Source organism: Nocardiopsis ganjiahuensis DSM 45031, assembly GCF_000341085.1.
In the GTDB taxonomy this organism is placed as follows: domain Bacteria; phylum Actinomycetota; class Actinomycetes; order Streptosporangiales; family Streptosporangiaceae; genus Nocardiopsis; species Nocardiopsis ganjiahuensis.
In genome coordinates, this window is the sequence record NZ_ANBA01000017.1 from 124641 (window position 1) to 144140 (window position 19500).

The 19500-nt window shown below is 75.5% G+C and carries 4 protein-coding genes; all 4 read left to right on the plus strand.

Annotation, left to right across the window (positions count from 1 at the left end):
• The first annotated feature begins 370 nt into the window (after positions 1–370).
• From D458_RS0123820 to D458_RS0123835, 4 genes are read left to right on the plus strand one after another with little or no spacing between them, the layout of a single operon-like run.
• On the plus strand, positions 371–8638 hold the full coding sequence (locus D458_RS0123820; RefSeq protein WP_026119635.1) for a type I polyketide synthase: 8268 nt from the start codon (positions 371–373) through the stop codon (positions 8636–8638).
• Positions 8625–12101 (plus strand): type I polyketide synthase, encoded by a 3477-nt coding sequence (locus tag D458_RS0123825; RefSeq protein WP_017589240.1) that lies wholly within the window; start codon positions 8625–8627, stop codon positions 12099–12101. The genes D458_RS0123820 and D458_RS0123825 overlap by 14 nt, the downstream gene beginning before the upstream one ends.
• A 19-nt stretch (positions 12102–12120) precedes the next feature.
• Positions 12121–18468, plus strand: coding sequence for a type I polyketide synthase (locus D458_RS0123830; protein ID WP_026119636.1), 6348 nt, complete (start codon positions 12121–12123; stop codon positions 18466–18468).
• A 14-nt stretch (positions 18469–18482) separates the two neighbouring features.
• Positions 18483–19283 (plus strand): alpha/beta fold hydrolase, encoded by an 801-nt coding sequence (locus tag D458_RS0123835; RefSeq protein ID WP_017589242.1) that lies wholly within the window; start codon positions 18483–18485, stop codon positions 19281–19283.
• Positions 19284–19500 lie beyond the last annotated feature (217 nt).

Genomic DNA, 19500 nt, shown 5'->3' on the forward strand with positions numbered 1-19500 from the left:
TCCTGGCCGTGAACGACGGGGATTCCTCACTGGAACTTGTTGAAGTCCGGGCCGACGTGCTCCAGTTAATGTCCGAATTACTCGACCGAAATGCACCCGCCGTTGTGGTCGCCTCTGAGCAAGCGTTACGATCCTTCTGGTTGGTGCCCGTTAGTCCTCAATAGCCGGTGCTGGGAGTTTTCCTCGTGCCCCCGTTCGTAGCCCGCCCCGGTGGGTGAGCACTCCCGTATCGCATCGCAATATCGTTTCCTGCCTGGTCACAGAGGTGTATCTCGTGCAGATGCACGGGCGCGCACCGCGTTCGAAACCCGTGTTCGGAACACGGTGCCCGAGGGCCGAGCAGGGCGGTCGAACGTGAAAGGCAGCGATCGTGAGTGATGGATCGGAGGGGCACACTGCCCCGGACACCTGGGAACCCGTCGCTGTCGTCGGGATCTCCTGCCGGCTTCCGGGGGCCAGGACCCCCGACGCGTTCTGGCGGTTGCTGACCGAGGGGCGCGAGGCCATCACCCCGCCGCCCGAACGCCTGGCGCCCGGGCACCCGGACCCCGGGGGCGCGTCCTCGCGCGGCCCGGACTGGGGCGGCTTCCTCGACAACGCGGAGAGCTTCGACGCGGGATTCTTCGGGATCTCCCCCCGCGAGGCCCTGGCGATGGACCCGCAGCAGCGGCTGATGCTCGAGCTCAGCTGGGAGGCGGTCGAGAACGCGCGCACCGCCCCGAGCTCGCTCCGGGGGTCGAAGGTGGGCGTGTTCACCGGAGCCATCGCCTCCGACTACGCCCTGCTCCAGGACCGGGGCGGCCCCGAGGCGATCACCCACCACACCCTCACCGGCACCAACCGCGGCATGATCGCCAACCGCGTCTCGCACTTCCTGGGACTGCGCGGCCCCAGCCTGACCGTGGACTCGGGCCAGGCCTCCTCCCTGGTCGGCGTCAAACTCGCCATGGACAGCCTGCGCCGGGGTGACGCCGACGTGGCGCTGGCCGGCGGGGTCAACCTCATCCTGGTCCCGGAGAGCACCCGCAGCGTGGTCCGGTTCGGCGGGCTCTCGCCCGACGCCCGCTGCCACACCTTCGACGCCCGCGCCAACGGCTACGTGCGCGGTGAGGGCGGGGCCGTGGTGGTGCTCAAGCCGCTCACCCGCGCCCTGGCCGACGGCGACCGCGTCCACGCGGTGCTGCACGGCGGCGCGGTCAACCACTCCGGCTCCGGTGAGTTCCTGACCCGGCCCACCACCCGCGGCCAGGAGGCGGTGATCCGGGCGGCCTACGAGGACGCGGGCAAGAGCGTCGACCAGGTCGCCTACGTGGAGCTGCACGGGACCGGAACCCCCGCGGGCGACCCGGTGGAGGCCGCCGCCCTGGGCGCGGCCTTCGCCAGGGGCCGGGGCGGCGGGGGGAACGGCAGGGGCGAACCGCTCCGGGTGGGTTCGGCCAAGACCAACGTCGGCCACCTGGAGGGCGCCGCCGGGATCGTCGGCCTGGTAAAGGCGGTGCTCAGTCTGGACCGCGGGCAGCTGGCACCCACCCTCAACTTCACCGAGGCCCCGCCCGGGATCGACCTGGCCGGGCTCGGGATCGACGTGCAGACCCGGAACGAGCCCTGGCCCGCCCACGCCCCGCTGGCGGGGGTCTCGTCCTTCGGGATGGGCGGCACCAACTGCCACCTGGTCCTGGGCCCCCGGCCCTCGGCGGACCGCAGCGGCACGGACGCCCCCGCCACCGCCCCGGCCACCCGCTCGCTGGACCCGGTGCCCTGGGTGCTCTCGGCCCGCTCGGCCGAGGCGCTGCGCGCCCAGGCCTCGGCGCTGCACGCGTACGTGTCCTCGCGGCCGAGGGTGCTGGCCCGCGACGTGGGCTGGTCCCTGGCCACCACACGCGACGTCTTCGAGCACCGCGCGGTGGTGTTCGCCTCCGGTGACGGCGGCGCCCGCGAACTGGAGTCGGTCCGCCTGGAGGACCGCACCGACGCCGCCCCGGACACCGGAAGCCTCGGACCGGTCCTGCTCTTCCCCGGCCAGGGCGGCCAGTGGGCGGGCATGGCCCGTGAACTGCTCGGCGGCGAGGGTGTGCTGTCGGAGGTGTTCGCCGCCCGGCTCCGGGCCTGCGAGCGGGCGCTGGAACCGCACGTGGACTGGTCGGTCCGGGCCGTGCTGCGCGGGGACGCCCAGGCTCCGCCCCTGGTCGGGGCGCGGGCGAGGGTGGACGTCGTGCAGCCGACCCTGTGGGCGGTCATGGTCTCCCTGGCCCGGGTGTGGTCGGCGCTGGGGGTGCGCCCCTCGGCCGTGGTCGGGCACTCCCAGGGCGAGCTGGCCGCCGCGGTGGTCTCCGGGGCGCTGTCCCTGGAGGAGGCGGCCCGGGTCGTGGCACTGCGCAGCCGGGCGCTGACGGAGCTGTCCGGCAGCGGGGGCATGGCCTCCCTGGGGCTGTCGGTGGCGGAGGCCGAGGAGCTGGTGGGCGCCGACCCCGACCTGTACCTGGCGGCGGTCAACGGACCCGAGGCCGTGGTGGTCTCCGGCGGCGCCCGCGCGGTGCGCGACGCCGTGGAGCACTGCGTGGACCGGGGCGTGCACGGCGCCCTGGTGGACGTGGACTACGCCTCGCACTCGGCCCACGTGGAGCGCATCCGCGACCAGCTCCTGGAGAGCTTGGGGGAGGTGCGCCACCGCGTGCCGCAGATCCCCTTCCACTCCACCCTCACCGGCACCGAACTGGGCGCGGACGGCCCCGCCCTGGACGCCCGGTACTGGTACGAGGGGCTGCGCAACCCGGTGCTGTTCGCCCCGTCGGTCGACGCCCTGATCCGCGGCGGGCGCCGGACCTTCGTGGAGGTCGGACCGCACCCGGTGCTCTCCTTCGGGGTGCGCCGGGCACTGGACGCGGCCGGGGTGTCCGGACACGTCCTGGAGACCCTGCGCCGGGGCGCCGGCGACCAGGCGCAGCTGCTCACCGCGGCCGCCCAGGCCTTCACGGCGGGCGTGGACATCGACTGGTCGATGCTGTTCGAGGGCACCGGGGCGCGTCGGACCGACCTGCCCGCCTACCAGTTCCAGCGGCAGCGCTACTGGCCCGACGAGCTGGTCGCCGCGTCCCGGGCGCAGCGGTCCGCCACGGGGACCGGCGGTGCCGCCGAACCGGAGAGTGCCGCCGAACCGGAGGGCGCCGCGGCCGCCGGGCCGCGGGAGAACGGGCACACCGGTTCGCTCCTGGACCTGGTCCGCGAGCACACCGCGCGAGTCCTGGACCAGGAGGAGCTGGCCCCGGAGGACACCGGGCGCGCCTTCCGCGACCTCGGCTTCGACTCCATCATGACCCTCGAACTCGGTGACGGGCTGGAGGAGGCGACCGGGGTCCGCCTGGAGGACACGGTCCTGTTCGAGGTGCCCACCCCGGCCGCGCTGGCCGAGTTCCTCGCCGCGGAGCTCGGCGGCGACACGGTCGCCACCGCCCCGGCGCCCGCCGCGCAACCGGCCGCCCGGGCCGCGACCGCGGTCCCGGCCGCGCCCGCCCCCCGCCCGGCGTCCGCGCCGGAGGACGACCCCATCGCCATCACCGCGATGGCCTGCCGCCTGCCCGGCGGGGCCGCCTCCCCGGAACAGCTGTGGCGGCTGGTGGAGGAGGGCGTGGACGCCACCGGGGACTTCCCCGACAACCGCTTCTGGGACCTGGACGCCCTGTACGACCCCGAACCGGGCACGCCGGGGCGTACCTACACCCGCAGGGGCGGCTTCCTCTACGACGCCGACCTCTTCGACGCCGACTTCTTCGGCATCTCCCCGCGCGAGGCCGACGCGATGGACCCCCAGCAGCGTCTGCTGCTGGAGACCTCCTGGGAGGCGGTCCAGCGCGCCGGGCTGTCCACCGACGCCCTGCGCGACGAACGCGTGGGGGTCTTCGTCGGGGCCATGCCCAGCGACTACGGCCCCCGGCTGGCCGACCCCGCGTCCGGTACCGACGGCGGGTACCGGCTGACCGGTTCCACGCTCAGCGTCGCCTCGGGCCGCATCGCCTACGTGCTCGGCCTCAACGGGCCCGCGCTGACCATCGACACCGCCTGCTCGGCCTCGCTGGTGGCCCTGCACCAGGCGGCGGGCGCGCTCCGGCGCGGTGAGTGCGACATGGCCCTGGCCGGCGGCGCGACGGTGATGGCCTCACCCGGCATGTTCCTGGAGTTCTCCGCCCAGCGCGGCTTGTCCGAGGACGGCCGCTGCCGGGCCTTCGGCGCCGACGCCGACGGAACCGCCTGGGCCGAGGGCGCCGGGATCCTCCTGCTGGAGCGCGCCTCCCGCGCCCGCCGCGCCGGCCGGCCGGTACTGGCCCTGCTCCGGGGAAGCGCGGTCAACTCCGACGGCGCGAGCAACGGACTCACCGCGCCCAGTCCCAGGGCCCAGGAGCGGGTGATCGAGGCCGCCCTGGCCGCCTCGGGCCTGACCCCGGGCGAGGTCGACGCCGTGGAGGCCCACGGCACCGGGACCCGCCTGGGCGACCCCATCGAGGCCAAGGCGCTGATCTCCGTCTACGGCAGGGACCGCGGCGACGCCGAGCCGCTGCGCCTGGGTTCGCTGAAGTCCAACATCGGGCACGCCCAGGCCGCCGCCGGTGTGGCCGGGGTGATCAAGACGGTGCAGGCTCTGCGGCACGGCCGCCTGCCCCGCACGCTGCACGCCGACCGGCCCACCCCGCAGGTGGACTGGGAGGACAGCGGGGTGCGCCTGCTGACCGAGGCCGAGGCCTGGCCCGACACCGGACGGCCCCGCCGCGCCGCGGTGTCCTCCTTCGGGATCAGCGGGACCAACGCCCACCTGGTCCTCGAGGGCGTGGCCGACGAGGGCGCCCCGGTGATCCTGCCGGACCTGCCCTTCGAACGCCGCAGGCACTGGACGGCCCCGGTCGCCCCCGAACCCGCCCCCGTGGTGAGCGCCCCGCGCCTCCTCGGCGAGGAGGGACTGGAACTGGCGGACGGCAGCACGGTGTTCACCGGCCGCGTCGGTGACGGAGAGCACCCCTGGGTCCTCGACCACCGGATCCTGGGCCGCACCGTGGTCCCCGGCACCGCCCTGGTGGAACTGGTCGCGCACGCCGGAGCCCGCACCGGCACCCCCGCCATCGCCGACCTCACCCTGGAAGCCCCCCTCGTGCTGGCCCGTGCCACCACCGCCAGGCTCCAGGTGAGCGTCGCCGAACCCGACACCCGAGGACGCCGCGAGGTGAGTGTGTACTCACGGGGCCCCGTCCAGGAGGGCTGGATCCGCCACGCCCGGGGCCTCTTCGAACCCACGGCCCCCGGCGCCCCGTCAGGCGCCGGTGCTCCGGCGGACACGGACACGGAGGGCGGCCGTCCTCCGGAGGGGGCGACCGCGCTCTCCTTCGAACCCGATGCCGACTACACCCGGCTCTCCCGGAGGGGTTACACCTACGGCCCGCTCTTCCGGGGGCTGCGCCAGGCCTGGAGGCACGAGGACACCCTCTTCGCCAGGGTCGCCCTGCCCGAGGGGCCTGTCCCCGCGCTCTTCCAGGGCCCCCATCCCGCTCTGCTGGACGCGGCCCTGCACCCGGCCCTGTTCTTCGGGAACGGGGACTCCGGGTCCGCCCCCCTGGTCCCGTTCGCCTGGAGCGGGGTCCGGGTCGCCGCCACCGAGGAGCCGGCCACCGAGCTGTGGGTGCGGCTGGACCCGCGAGGCGGGGACCGCTACCGGTTGACCGCCCACGACACCGACGGCCGCTTCGCCGCGGGAGTGGACGAACTGGTGCTGCGGCCCCTGGAAGCCGAGGCGCTGCCCGCCGTGCCCGGGGAGGAACCCGGGCTGTACCGGCTGCGCTGGGACGAGGTCGAGGTCTCGCCCGCCGCGGAGGACATCCCCACGGGGCTGCCCTCCCCGGACCGGCTCGACCCCGCCGCACCCGTCCCCGACGTCGTCTACACCGAACTCCCGCCGCGCGCTGTCTACGCCGACCACGAGACCCTCCCCGTCGCGGTGCGTGAGGGCCTGGAGTCGATGCTGGAGACCGTGCGGACCTGGCTCGAGGACGAACGCACCGCCCACGCCCGGCTGGCCCTGGTGACCTGGCGTTCGGTGGCGGCGCTCCCCGACGACCGGCTCAGCGGCCTGGCCGCCGCCCCGGTGTGGGGTCTGCTGCGCACCGCCCAGCGCGAGCACCCGGACCGGTTCGTGCTCGTGGACTCCGACGGCTCCGAGGACTCCCACCGGGTGCTGCCCGCCGCGGTGGCCCTGGGCGAACCCGAGGTGGTCCTGCGCGAGGGGCGCGTCCTGGTGCCGCGCCTGGTGTCGGCGGAAGCGGGGGAGACGGCGCTTCCGCCCGCCCCCGTCTGGCGTCTGGACACCCGTGAGGCCGGATCGCTCCAGGACCTGGCCCTGCTCCCCGCGCCCGAGGCCGCGGCCCCGCTCGGCGCCGGCGAGGTCCGGGTGGCGGTCCGCGCCGCCGGGGTCAACTTCCGTGACGTGGTCGTGAGCCTGGGCCTGGTCGAGAACGAGACCGGCATGGGGATCGAGGGCGCCGGGATCGTCCTGGAGACCGGTTCCGACGTGCACGACCTCGCCCCCGGCGACCGGGTCACCGGGATGTTCGACGGCGCGTTCGGGCCGATGGCGGTCGCCGACCGCCGCAAGCTCGTCCGCGTCCCCGAGGACTGGACCCTGGAGCAGGCGGCGGCGATCCCGATCGTCTACCTCACCGCCTACTACGCCCTGGTCGACCTGGCCGCCGTGCGCCCGGGGGAGAGCGTCCTGCTGCACTCCGCCGCCGGCGGGGTGGGGATGGCCGCCGCCCAGCTCGCCCAGCACATGGGCGCCCGGGTGTTCGGTACCGCCAGCCCCGCCAAGTGGCCCGCGCTGGCCGAGCTCGGGGTGCCCCGGGAGCGGATGGCCTCCTCACGCACCCTCGACTTCGAGACCTCCCTGCGCGCCGCGAACCAGGGCCGGGGTCTGGACGTGGTCCTGAACTCGCTCACCGGCGAGTTCGTCGACGCCTCCCTGCGCCTGCTGCGCTCCCCCTCCGACGGGGCGGGCGTGGGCGGAAGGTTCGTCGAGATGGGCAAGACCGACATCCGCGACGAGGAGGAGGTCGCCGCCACCCACCCGGGGCGCGCCTACACTGCCTTCAACCTGCCCGACGTGGACCCGGTGCGGATCGGGGAGATGCTCACCCGGCTGATGGAGCTGTTCGAGTCCGGCGCCCTGAAGCCGCTGCCGGTCACCGTGTACGAACTGCGCGAGGCCCAGGAGGCCTTCCGGGTGCTGCAGCGCGGTGAGAACATCGGCAAGATCGTCCTGACGGTCCCGGCGCCCTTCCCTCCCGGCGGCACGGTCCTGATCACCGGCGGCACCGGAGCCCTGGGCCACCGGGTCGCCCGCCACCTGGTCACCGGGTACGGGGTGCGCGACCTGCTGCTGGTCAGCCGCAGGGGCGCCGCCGCCGAGGGCCAGGACGCCCGCACCGCCGAACTGGAGGCGCTGGGCGCCCGGGTCACGGTCTCCTCCTGCGACACCGGGGACCGCGACGCCCTCGCACGACTGCTCGACCGGGTCCCGGACGAGCGTCCCCTGCGGGCCGTGGTCCACACGGCGGGCGTGCTCGACGACGCCACCGTCCTGTCCCTGGACAAGGAACGGCTCGACACCGTCCTGCGCCCCAAGGTGGACGCGGCCTGGAACCTGCACGAGCTCACCGCCGGCCTCGGCCTGGCCTCGTTCGTGATGTTCTCGTCGGTGACCGGCACCCTGGGCAACCCGGGGCAGGCCAACTACGCCGCGGCCAACGTCTTCTGCGACGCGCTGGCCCAGCACCGCCGCGAACGCGGGCTGGCCGCCACCTCCCTGGCCTGGGGGCTGTGGGGGGAGACCAGCGGGATGACCGCTCACCTGGACAGCGCCGACCTGGGCGTGCTGGGGCGCGGCGGACTGCTGCCGATGCCCACCGACCGCGCCCTGGCCCGGTTGGACGCCGCCCTGTACCTCGACCGGGCGGTGCTCGCCCCCGCCCTGCTGGACCTGGTGAACGGCCCGGACCTGCCGGTGCTGCGCGAACTCACCGCCGGGGTCGACCGGTCCGCCGACGCCGGGTCCTCCGGGACCTCCGGGGGCGCCGGCGACGCCGCCGCGCCCGGAACCGGGGACGCGGACCGGGGCCCCGCGCTCGCCGAGCGGCTGGCCGGGCTCACCCCGGCCGAACGCGACCGCCTGCTGCTGTCACTGGTACGCGAGCAGACCGCGGTGGTCCTGGGCCGTGACGGCGGCGGCGGTGTACCCGCGGACCGGCCCTTCAAGGAACTGGGCCTGGACTCCCTCACCGGGGTCGAGCTGCGCAACCGCCTGGGCACCGCCTGCGGTCTGCGCCTGCCCGCGACCGCCGTGTTCGACCACCCCACGCCCCAGGCACTGGCCCGGCTCGTCGCGGCCACGATGTTCCCCGAGGAAGGGGACCAGGAACAGGAGGGGCCGCGGGGGGCCGCGCCGCGGACGCGGGTCCCGGCACAGGAAGATCCCCCGCAGGACCGGGCGGAAGAGGACGGGGCCGGCATCGACGACATGGACGTGGACGGCCTGTTGGAGCTGGCCCTGGGGACAGGGGCTCCCGCACCCGACGGTGAACAGGAGGCGGCCGATGGCTACCGATAGCGAGAAGAACACCAGGCTCGTCGAGGCCCTGCGCGCGGCGCTCAAGGAGAACGCCCAGCTCAAGGCGCGCAACACCGAACTCGACCAGGCCGCCGCCGAGCCGATCGCGATCGTGGGGGCGGGCTGCCGCCTGCCCGGTGGGATCGACTCCCCGGAAGGACTGTGGGACCTGGTCGCCCGGGGCGGCGACGCCGTCGGGCCCTTCCCCGCCGACCGCGGCTGGGACCTGGACGCCGTGCTCGGCGGGGAGGACCCCCTGTCCGCCATGGACCGGGGCGGGTTCCTCGACGGCGTGGCCGACTTCGACGCCGCCTTCTTCGGGATCTCCCCCAAGGAGGCCGTGGCCATGGACCCCCAGCAGCGGCTGCTGCTGGAGGTGGTCTGGGAGGCGGTCGAACGCGCGGGGATCGACCCCTCGTCCCTGGCCGGGAGCGACACCGGTGTGTACATGGGCGTCTCGGCCACCGAGTACGGTCCGCGCCTGTCCGAGGGCCCCGAGGAGGGCCACCTGCTCACCGGGACCTCCCTCAGCGTCGCCTCGGGCCGGGTCTCCTACACGCTGGGGCTCCAGGGCCCCTCCATGACCGTGGACACCGCCTGCTCGTCCTCGCTGGTCGCCCTGCACCTGGCCGTCCGCGCGCTGCGGGCGGGGGAGTGCTCCCTGGCCGTCACCGGCGGAGCCTCGGTCATGTGCAGCCCCGGTCTGCTCGCCGAGTTCACCCGTAAGCAGGGCCTGGCCGCCGACGGCCGCTGCAAGGCCTTCGGGGCCGACGCCGACGGCACCGGCTTCGCCGAGGGCGCCGGGGTCCTGCTGCTGGAGCGCCTCTCCGACGCCCGCCGCCACGGCCGCCCGGTCCTGGCCCTGCTGCGCGGCAGCGCGGTCAACCAGGACGGTGCGTCCAACGGCCTGACCGCTCCCAACGGCCCCTCCCAGGTCCGGGTGGTCCGTGCCGCGCTCAGGGACGCCGGGATCGGCCCCGAAGGGGTCGACGCGGTCGAGGCGCACGGCACCGGCACCACGCTGGGCGACCCCATCGAGGCGCAGTCCCTCATGGAGGCCTACCGGGGCGAGCGCGAGCACCCGCTGCTGGTGGGCTCGCTCAAGTCCAACGTGGGCCACACCCAGGCGGCGTCCGGGGTGAGCGGGGTGCTCAAGGCCGTGTACGCGCTGCGCCACGGCACGCTCCCCGCGACCCTGCACGCGGACCGGCCCACCCCGCACGTGGACTGGGACGAGAGCCTGCTGCGGGTGGCCTCCCGGCCGCACGAGCTGCCGGCCGCAGGCCGGCCCTCCCGGATCGGGGTGTCCTCCTTCGGGATCAGTGGCACCAACGCGCACGTGATCGTGGAGGCGGCACCGGAGACCACCGCGGGACCCGTCCCAGGCGCGGCGTCGCCGGAGGCCGAGGCCCCCGGGAGCCTGGCGTTCGTGGTGTCCGCACGGACCGAGGAGGCCCTGCGGGACCAGGCCGTGCGCCTGCACGAGCACACGCGCGCGCCGGCTCACGGGAACCAGGGCCGGGTCGGCCCGGGGAGCAGCGGTGCCGGGCACCTCGGCACGGGCCACGGGTCACTCGTGGCCACCGCGCGCTCCCTGGCCCTCTCCCGGGCCCGGATGGAACACCGCGCGGTCGTCCTCGCCGAGGACGCCGAGGGACTGGTCAGCGGCCTGGAGGCGCTGGCCTCCGGTGCCCCCGACCCGCGCGTGGTGCGCGGCCGGTCCGGTGGCGGCGGGGTGACCGCCTTCGTCTACTCCGGGCAGGGCTCCCAGCGCCTGGGCATGGGCCGTGACCTGTACCGGCACCACCCCGTCTTCGCCAAGGCCCTCGACGAGGCCGCCGACGGCTTCGACCGCCACCTGGACACCCCGCTGCGTTCGGTGATGTGGGCGGAGCAGGGCAGCGCCGAGGCCGCCCTGCTCGACGAGACCCTGTACACCCAGGCGGGCGTGTTCGCCTTCGAGGTGGCCCTGACCCGACTGCTGGAGTCCCTGGGGCTGACCCCCGACTACGTGGTCGGCCACTCCATCGGCGAACTGGCCGCCGCGTACGCGGCCGGGGTGTTCTCCCTGGAGGACGCCGTGGCGCTGGTCGCCGCCCGCGGCCGGATCATGCAGGACCTGCCCGAGGGCGGGGTGATGGTCGCGGTCCAGGCGGACGAGCACGAGGCGCGCACCGCCCTGGAGCGGGCCGGGGGTGTGGTGTCGGTGGCCGCCGTCAACTCACCCGAGGGCGTGGTGCTGTCCGGTGAGGAGGCCGCCGTCCTGGCCGTCGTGGAGGAGTTCATCGCCAAGGGGCGCCGCGTCCGCCGCCTCGCGGTCACCCGCGCCTTCCACTCCGCGCTGATGGACCCCGTCCTCGAACCCTTCGCCCGGGTCGCCGCCGACGTGCGCTACCGCCGGCCGCGTGTCCCGCTGGTGTCCAACCTGACCGGCGGCCGGGCCGGGGACGAGATCCTGACCGGCGACTACTGGGTGCGGCACGTGCGCGGGGCGGTCCGCTTCGCCGACGGCGTCGCCCACCTGCGCGCCCAGGGCGTGAGCGAGTTCGTGGAGGTGGGCCCGGACGGCGTGCTCAGCTCCATGGTGCAGGCCTGCCTGAGCGGTGACCGGGACGCGGAGGTCACCGCCCTGGTCGGCGGGAAGCGCCCCGAGACCCGCCAGCTCGCCGAGGGCCTGGCCGCCCTGGACACGCGCGGTGCCGACGTGGACTGGGCCGCGCTGTTCCCCGAGACCGCCGGGACCGTGCCCCTGCCCACCTACCCCTTCCAGCGCAGGCGGTTCTGGATGAACCCGCCGGCGGCTGGGCGGATCGTGATCGAGACCGGAACGGGCGCCCCGGACGGGGCCCGGACGGCCGAGGCCGTGAACGGCTCCGGGACCGGAACCGCCGCCGGGCTCACGAGCCCCACGGGTCACGCGCCGGCCCGTGCCGACCTGGCCGGGACGGACGCCCGGGAGCGCGCCGAGACGCTGCTGGAAGCGGTGCGGCGCGAGACCGCCGCACTGCTCGGCCACCCCTCGCCCCGGGACGTCCCCGCCGACCAGGGGTTCCTGGACATGGGCCTGGACTCCCTCGGAGCGGTGCGCCTCGGAGTGCGCCTGAGCGCGCTGACCGGGTTGGAGGTGTCGGCCGCCAAGGTCTTCGACCACCCGGCGCCGAGGGTCCTCGCCGACCACCTGGCCGAGGAGCTCGACCCGGGCCGTGCCCGCGAGAGCGACCCCGAAGCCGAGGAGGAGCGGGTACGCGCGGCACTGGCCCGCGTCCCCGTGGCCGGGCTGCGCGCCGCCGGGCTGCTGGAGGCCCTGCTGGCCCTGGACCCGGGCGGCGAGCCCGGTGCTTCCTTCGGGGCGGCCGCCGCCGAACCCGCCGCCGACCGGGTCGGGACGGAGCCCGAAGCGGACCGGGGGGTCGACGACATGGACGTCGACGACCTGGTGCGCATGGTGTACGGCCAGGACTGACCGAGCGATCGAGGACACGATGCACGACACTGCTGGCGGCCGTCCCGACGGCCGAGTGGTGGAGGCCCTGCGCGCCTCCGTCAAGGACAACGAACGCCTGCGCGAACAGAACCGGCGCCTGGTCGAGGCCGCCACCGAACCGATCGCCGTCACCGCGATGGCCTGCCGCCTGCCCGGCGGGGTCCAGACCCCCGAGCAGCTCTGGGACCTCCTCGTCGAGGAACGTGAGACCGTCTCGGGCTTCCCGGACGACCGCGACTGGGACCTGCGCGACCTCTTCGACGACGACCCCGACCAGCCCGGCCGCAGCTACGTACGGGTGGCCTCCTTCGTCGACGGCGCCACCGACTTCGACGCCGCCTTCTTCGGCATCTCGCCCAAGGAGGCCACCGCCATGGACCCCCAGCAGCGGCTGCTGCTGGAGTGCGCCTGGGAGGCGATCGAACGCTCCGGTACCGACCCCACCACCCTGCGCGGCACCCGCACCGGTGTGTTCGCCGGGGTGATCGCCACCCCGTACGGGCCGCGCGCCGTGGACACCACCGACGGCAGCGCGGGCCACCTGGTCACCGGCACCGCGCCCAGCGTCGCCGTGGGCCGGATCGCCTACACCCTGGGCCTGGAGGGCCCGGCGGTCAGCGTGGACACAGCCTGCTCCTCCTCCCTGACCGCCCTGCACACCGCCGTGGAGTCACTGCGGCGCGGCGAGTGCGAACGCGCCCTGGTCGGCGGGGTCAGCCTCGTCACCGACCCCTCGCTCTTCGCCGGGCTCAGCGGCCAGCGCGCCCTGTCCCCGGACGGACGCAGCAAGGCCTTCGACGCCAGTGCCGACGGCACCGGCTGGAGCGAGGGCTGCGGCGTCCTCATGGTGGAGCGCCTCTCCGACGCCCGCCGCCACGGCCGCCCCGCGCTGGCCCTCGTCCGGGGGGCCGCCGTCAACCAGGACGGTGCCAGCAGCGGCCTGACCGCACCCAACGGCTCCGCGCAGCGCAAGGTGATCCGCCAGGCCCTGGACAACGCCGGGCTGGAGGCGCACCAGATCGACGCCGCCGAGGCCCACGGCACCGGCACCGCCCTGGGCGACCCGATCGAGGCCGAGGCGCTGATCGGCGTCTACGGCCGCGCCCGCACCCCCGAGAACCCGCTGCGGCTGGGCTCGCTCAAGTCCAACCTCGGACACACCGTCGCCGCCGCCGGGATCAGCGGCGTGATCAAGATGGTGCTGGCCCTGCAGCACGAGACCCTGCCGCGCACCCTCCACCTCACCGAACCCACCCCGCGGGTGGACTGGTCGGCGGGTACCGTCGTCCCGCTCATGGAGGCCCGCGCGTGGCCCCGGAGCGAGGGGCGCGTCCGGCGCGCCTGTGTGTCCTCCTTCGGGATGAGCGGCACCAACGCCCACGCCATCCTCGAGGAGGCACCGGCCGAGGAACCCGCGGAGGCGGCGCCGGAGACCGGACCGGGGCCGGTCGCCTGGCCGCTGTCCGCCCGCGGCACCGACGCCCTCGCCGCCCAGGCCGCCCGCCTCGCCGATCACCTGGACGCCCGCCCCGACCTGCGTCCCGCCGACGTCGCCCACACCCTGGACACCGCCCGCGCCGACCTGCCCGACCGCGCCGTGGTCGTCGGAACCGACCCGGAGGAGCTGCGCACCGCACTGCGCGCCCTCGCCGAGGGCAGGGACCCGGACACGGGCGACCGGCCGGGCCCGATCGTGCGCGGCCGCGTCCGCGAACAGGCCAGGACCGCCCTGGTCTTCCCCGGTCAGGGCTCCCAGTGGGTCGGCATGGCGGTCCCCCTCATGGACGCCGTGCCCGCCTTCGCCGACCGGATCGCCGAGTGCGAGAAGGCCTTCGCCCCCCACCTGGACTGGTCGCTCACCGCCGTCCTGCGCGGCGAGCCCGGTGCGCCCGGCCTGGACCGGATCGACGTCGTCCAGCCGGTGCTCTTCGCCGTCATGGTGGCCCTCGCCGACCTGTGGCGCGCACACGGCCTGCGCCCCTCCGCGCTGATCGGGCACTCCCAGGGCGAGATCGCCGCGGCGCACGTCGCCGGGGCGCTCAGCCTGGAGGACGCCGCGCTGGTCGTCATCACCCGCAGCCGCCTGCTGACCCGCCTGGTCGGCAAGGGTGCGATGGCCACCCTGTCCGTCTCCGCCGAGGAGGCCGCCGAGCGGATCGGCCCCTGGGAGGGCAAGGTGGGCGTCGCCGTGGTCAACGGCCCCGCCACCGTGGTGGTCGCCGGGGACAAACCCGCCGTCGCCGAGATCATCGAGGCCTGCGAGGCCGACGGGGTGCGCGTCCGCCGCGTGCACGAGGACGTCGCCGGGCACTCCCCGCACGTGGACGCCCTGCGCGAGGACCTGCTGGCGGCCCTCGCCGGCATCACGCCCCGGCCCACCAGCACACCCCTGCACTCCACGGTCACCGGCCGGCGGATCGAGGGCACCGAACTGGACGCCGGGTACTGGTTCGAGAACCTGCGCCGCACGGTGCTGTTCGAGCCCGGTGTCCGGGATCTGCACGACGCCGGGTTCAGCGCCTTCGTCGAGGTCAGCACCCACCCCGTCACCACCTACGGCATCCAGCAGACCGTGGAGGCCGCCGGTGACGACACCGCGGCGGTGCTGCCCACCCTGCGCCGCGGCCACGGCACCCGCACCGACTTCCTCCTCGCCCTGGCCCGCGCACACGTGAGCGGCGTGGCGGTGGACTGGTCGCGGGTGCACGCCCCGTACGCGCCCCGCCTGGTGGACCTGCCCACGTACGCGTTCCAGAGGAGCCGGTTCTGGCTGGCCCCGGCCCGCCCTGCCGACGTCCACGGCACCGGGGCCGACCCCTCCGGGCACCCGCTCCTCGGCGCCGTCGTGGACCTCCCCGAGGACGGCGGCAGCGTCTTCACCGGTCAGCTGTCCCTGCGCGACCACCCGTGGCTCGCCGACCACGCGGTGGGCGACACCGTGATCCTGCCCGGCGCCGCCCACCTGGACCTGGCTCTGCACGCCGCCGAACACGCCGGTCTGGCCGAGGTGGCCGAACTGACGCTGCGCGAACCCCTGGTGCTGCGCCCGGACGAGGACGCGGTGCTGCGGGTCAGCGTGGGTCCGGGGGAACCGGGCCCTGACGGCCCGGTCCCCGGTGACCCGGGCGGTTCGCGTCCGGTCCGGGTGCACGCCCGGGTCGGCGACCGGTGGACGGTGCACGCCGAGGGCCTCCTCACCGCCGAGGCGGGACCGGACACCGGAGCCCCCGCACCCGGACCCGTCCCGTGGCCGCCGTCCGCGGAGCCGTTCCCCGTCGAGGACCTCTACACCCGCCTGGCCGCACACGGCTACGGCTACGGGCCCGCCTTCCAGGGGCTGCGCGCCGCCTGGCGGGACGGGGACGAGGCCTGGGCCGAGGTCGAACTGCCCGCCGTGCCCGCGCTGGACGGCGGGGGCAGCGGAGGCAGCGGGTCCGGTGCGGGTTCCCACTCCGGTGCCGGGTACGGCGTCCACCCCGCCCTGCTGGACGCCGCCCTGCACACCGTCGCCGTCCTCAACGACGGCGACCAACAGGTCCGCCTGCCGTTCAACTGGTCCGGGGTCCGCCTGTACGCCTCCGGCGCGACCTCGGTCCGGGTCTGTGCCGCACGGACCGGCGAGGACGAGTACCGGTTCACCGTGACCGACCCGGCCGGGGACCCCGTCCTGACCGTCGACGCCCTGGAGGTGCGGGCGGTCTCCGCCGACCGGATCGAGGAGGAGGCCCGGCTGACGGAACCCCGCGAGCTGTACGCCCTCTCCTGGCCGCGCACCGCGCTGCCCTCCGCCCCGGGGACGACCGCCCTGGCGGTGCTCGGCCCCGACCCCACGGGCCTCACCGAGGACCTGGCCCGCGCCGGGGTCCCGGTCCGTTCGGTCGCCGACCTCGCCGGGGTGCGCGACCTCGTCGGCGGGACCACCGTGCTGGCCCCGTTCGTGTCGGTGCTGCCCGACCTCACGGACCTGTCCGGCGAGGCCCGGCTGGCCCTGCACCGGGCCCTGGACCTCCTCCAGGCCTGGCTGGCCGACGAGGGCACCGCCGACCACCGCCTCGCCGTCGTCACCCGGGGCGCGGTCGCCACCGGCGACGAGGGGGTGCAGGACCCGGTGCACGCCCCGCTCTGGGGCATGCTGCGCTCCGCCCAGGTCGAGCAGCCCGACCGCTTCACCCTCGTGGACCTGGACCCCGACGGAGCCGGTACCGCCCTCCTGCCGCTCGCCCTGGCCACCGGGGAACCGCAGATCGCGCTCCGCGCCGACCCGCAGGCCGACCCCGCCGCCGCCGGGCACGACCCGTCCGCACCGGGCGCGGTCGCGCGCACACCGCGCTTCACCCCGGCGCACGTCCCGTCGGACCCCGCCGCCCCGGGTCTGGCCGACGGCCGCGTCCTGGTCACCGGCGCCACCGGAGTCCTGGGTTCGGCGCTCGTGAGACACCTGGTCACCAGGCACGGCGTCCGCGACCTCCTGCTGCTCAGCCGCCGCGGCCCGGACAGCCCGGGCGCCGGGGAACTGGGGCGGGAACTGTCCTCCCTCGGGGCCCGCGGCACCTTCGTGCCCTGCGACGTCACCGACCCCGAAGCCCTCGCACGGGTCATCGGGCGGTACCCGCCGCGCGCCGTGGTGCACATCGCGGGTACCCTGGACGACGGCGTGCTCACCGCGCTCACCCCCGAGCGGGTGGACACGGTCCTGCGGCCCAAGGCCGACGCCGCCTTCCACCTGCACCGGCTCACCCGCGACCTCGACCTCGCCGCGTTCATCGTGTTCTCCTCCGCGGCCGGGGTGCTCGGCAGCCCGGGCCAGGCCAACTACGCGGCGGCCAACACCTTCCTCGACGGCCTGATCCAGTACCGGCGGGCCCTGGGCCTGCCCGGGCAGTCGCTCGCCTGGGGGCTGTGGGAGCAGGTCGGTGAGGCCGGGGCGCACCTGGACGACACCGACATCTCCCGGCTGCGGCGCCTGGGCATGGCCCGGCCGCTCAGCCACGCCGAGGGCCTGGACCTGCTGGACGCGGCCCTGGCCGCGGGCGACCCCTACCTCGTGCCCATGCCCCTGGACCTGGGCGCCCTGCGAGGCCGCGCGGCCCGCACCGGCCAGCTGCCGCCCCTGTTCCGCACCCTGGTCCGCCCGCCGCGCCGCCGGGCGTCCTCCGGCGGCGCCACCGGCTCCGACCTGGCCGGGCTGGCCGGTCCCGCCCGGGAGAAGGCCCTGCTCGCGCTGGTCAGCTCCCGCACGCTGGACGTCCTGGGGCGGCCCCCGGGCGAGGAGCTCGACCCCGACCAGGACTTCCTGGAACTGGGCATGGACTCACTCACCGCCGTGGAGCTGCGCAACGAACTGCGCACCGCCACCGAACTGCGCCTGCCCGCGTCGGTGGTGCTCAACCACTCCACCCCGAACCGGCTCGCCCGCTACCTCGACGGCGCACTCCCCGCGGCGGGCGGTGCGGCGCCGGACGCGGGTCCGGGGACGGGCCCGGCATCGGAGGACAGTGGTTCCGGAGACGGCGGGGACCCGGTCGAGGCGACCGTCCCGCTGTTCCGCGAGGCCTGCCTCCAGGGCCGGGTCGCCCAGGGCATCACCCTGATCCAGGCCGCCGCCCACCTGCGGCCGGCCTTCGGCACCGCGGAGGAGTTCGGAGCGAGCCCCCGCCCGGTCACCATCGCCAGGGGGCCGGGAGTTCCCCGCCTGGTCTGCCTGCCGTCCCTGGTGATGGTCTCCGGCGTCCAGGAGTACGCCCGCTTCGGCGCGCACTTCCAGGGCCGGCGCGAGGTCGTGGTGCTGCCCCAACCCGGCTTCACCCCCGGCGACCCGCTGCCCGCCACCCTGGAGGCGGCCGTCGGAGCCCAGGCCCGCGCGGTGCTCGAAGCCGTCGGCGACGAGCCCTTCGTCATCGTGAGCCGCTCCTCGGGCGGGTGGATGGCGCACAGCGTCACGACCCGGCTGGAGGCTCAGGGCAGGCCCGCGGAGGCGGTCGTCCTCATGGACACCCCCATGCCGGACGAGCCCACCGCCGGCCCGATCATCCAGGCGGGCGTGCTCGAACGAGAGACCCGATTCGGCCTGATGGACGGCACCCGGGTCACCGCGATGGGCCGCTACATCCACCTCTTCGCCGACTGGAAACCCGAACCCACCGAGGTCCCCACCCTCGCCGTGCGCCCCGGCGGCCCCATGCACACCGCCGACGGCACGCGGATCGGCGGCGACGACTGGCGGTTCGAGTGGCCTCTGCCGCACACCCCGGCCGATGCCCGCGGCGACCACATCACCATGCTCGAGGAGCACGGCGAGGCCACCGCCGCCCTGGTCGAGGCCTGGCTCGAGGGGACGCTGTGGTAGCCGGGAACACCCCCGTGCCCTCCCGGTGGGTCCACCGGGAGGGCGTGGACCTGCACGTCCTGGACACCGCCGGGGCGGGCCCGCCGGTCGTGGTCCTGCACGGCCTGGCCGGGAGCGCCCGCGAGTTCCTGCCCACCGCCCGCGCCCTGGCACCCCTCTTCCGGGTGTTCCTGGTCGACCAGCGCGGCCACGGCCTCAGCACCACCCGGCCCGGGGACACCTCCCGAGCGGCCTTCGTCGCCGACACCGTCGCCGTCATCGAGGAGCTGGCCGAAGGGCCCGTGCGCCTGGTCGGCCACTCCATGGGCGCCCACACCGCCCTGCTCACCGCCAGTGCCCGCCCCGACCTCGTGGACCGGCTGGTGATGCTCGAAGGCCACGCCGGGGGCGACGACCCCGAAACGGCCCGGCGCATCGGCAGGTCCCTCGCCTCCTGGCCGGTGCCCTTCCCCAACCGCGAGGCGGCCCGCGCCTTCCTCGGCCCGGACGTCCTCAGCGAGGCCTGGGCCGCCGACCTGGAGGAAACCCCCGAGGGGTTCGTCCCCCTCTTCGACCCCGCCGTGATGGAAGCGATCATGGAGGGGCTCCAGAAGCCCCGCTGGCCTGAATGGGAAGGGCTGGAGGTCCCTACCCTGGCCGTCTTCGCCGAGTGCGGTCTCTTCACCGATTCCCAGGTACGGGAACTGTTCGAACGCCGCCCCACCACCCACCGCGCCGACCTGGAAGAGGAGTTCCACGACGCCCACCTGCCCCCCGAGAGCCCGTGGATCCCCGTTCTCAAGGAATGGCTCACCAAGCCGCTCCCCGCCATGTGAGCCGGCCACAGCGGCACCGCGTTGCCGACGGAGTCGGGGCCCAGCCGGGCGTCGCTCGGACCGCCGAGCGAGGACCGAGGCACACCAGCGCTTTCCGGAACAAACCCCGCCGTCCGCGGCGTTCACCTGAAGGCGCGCCCGGGACCCTCCCCGTCCGGCCCGGCGGCGCCGATCCCTGCCGTCCTCAACCGTGCCCGCCCCGACGCGTGCCCGCTGA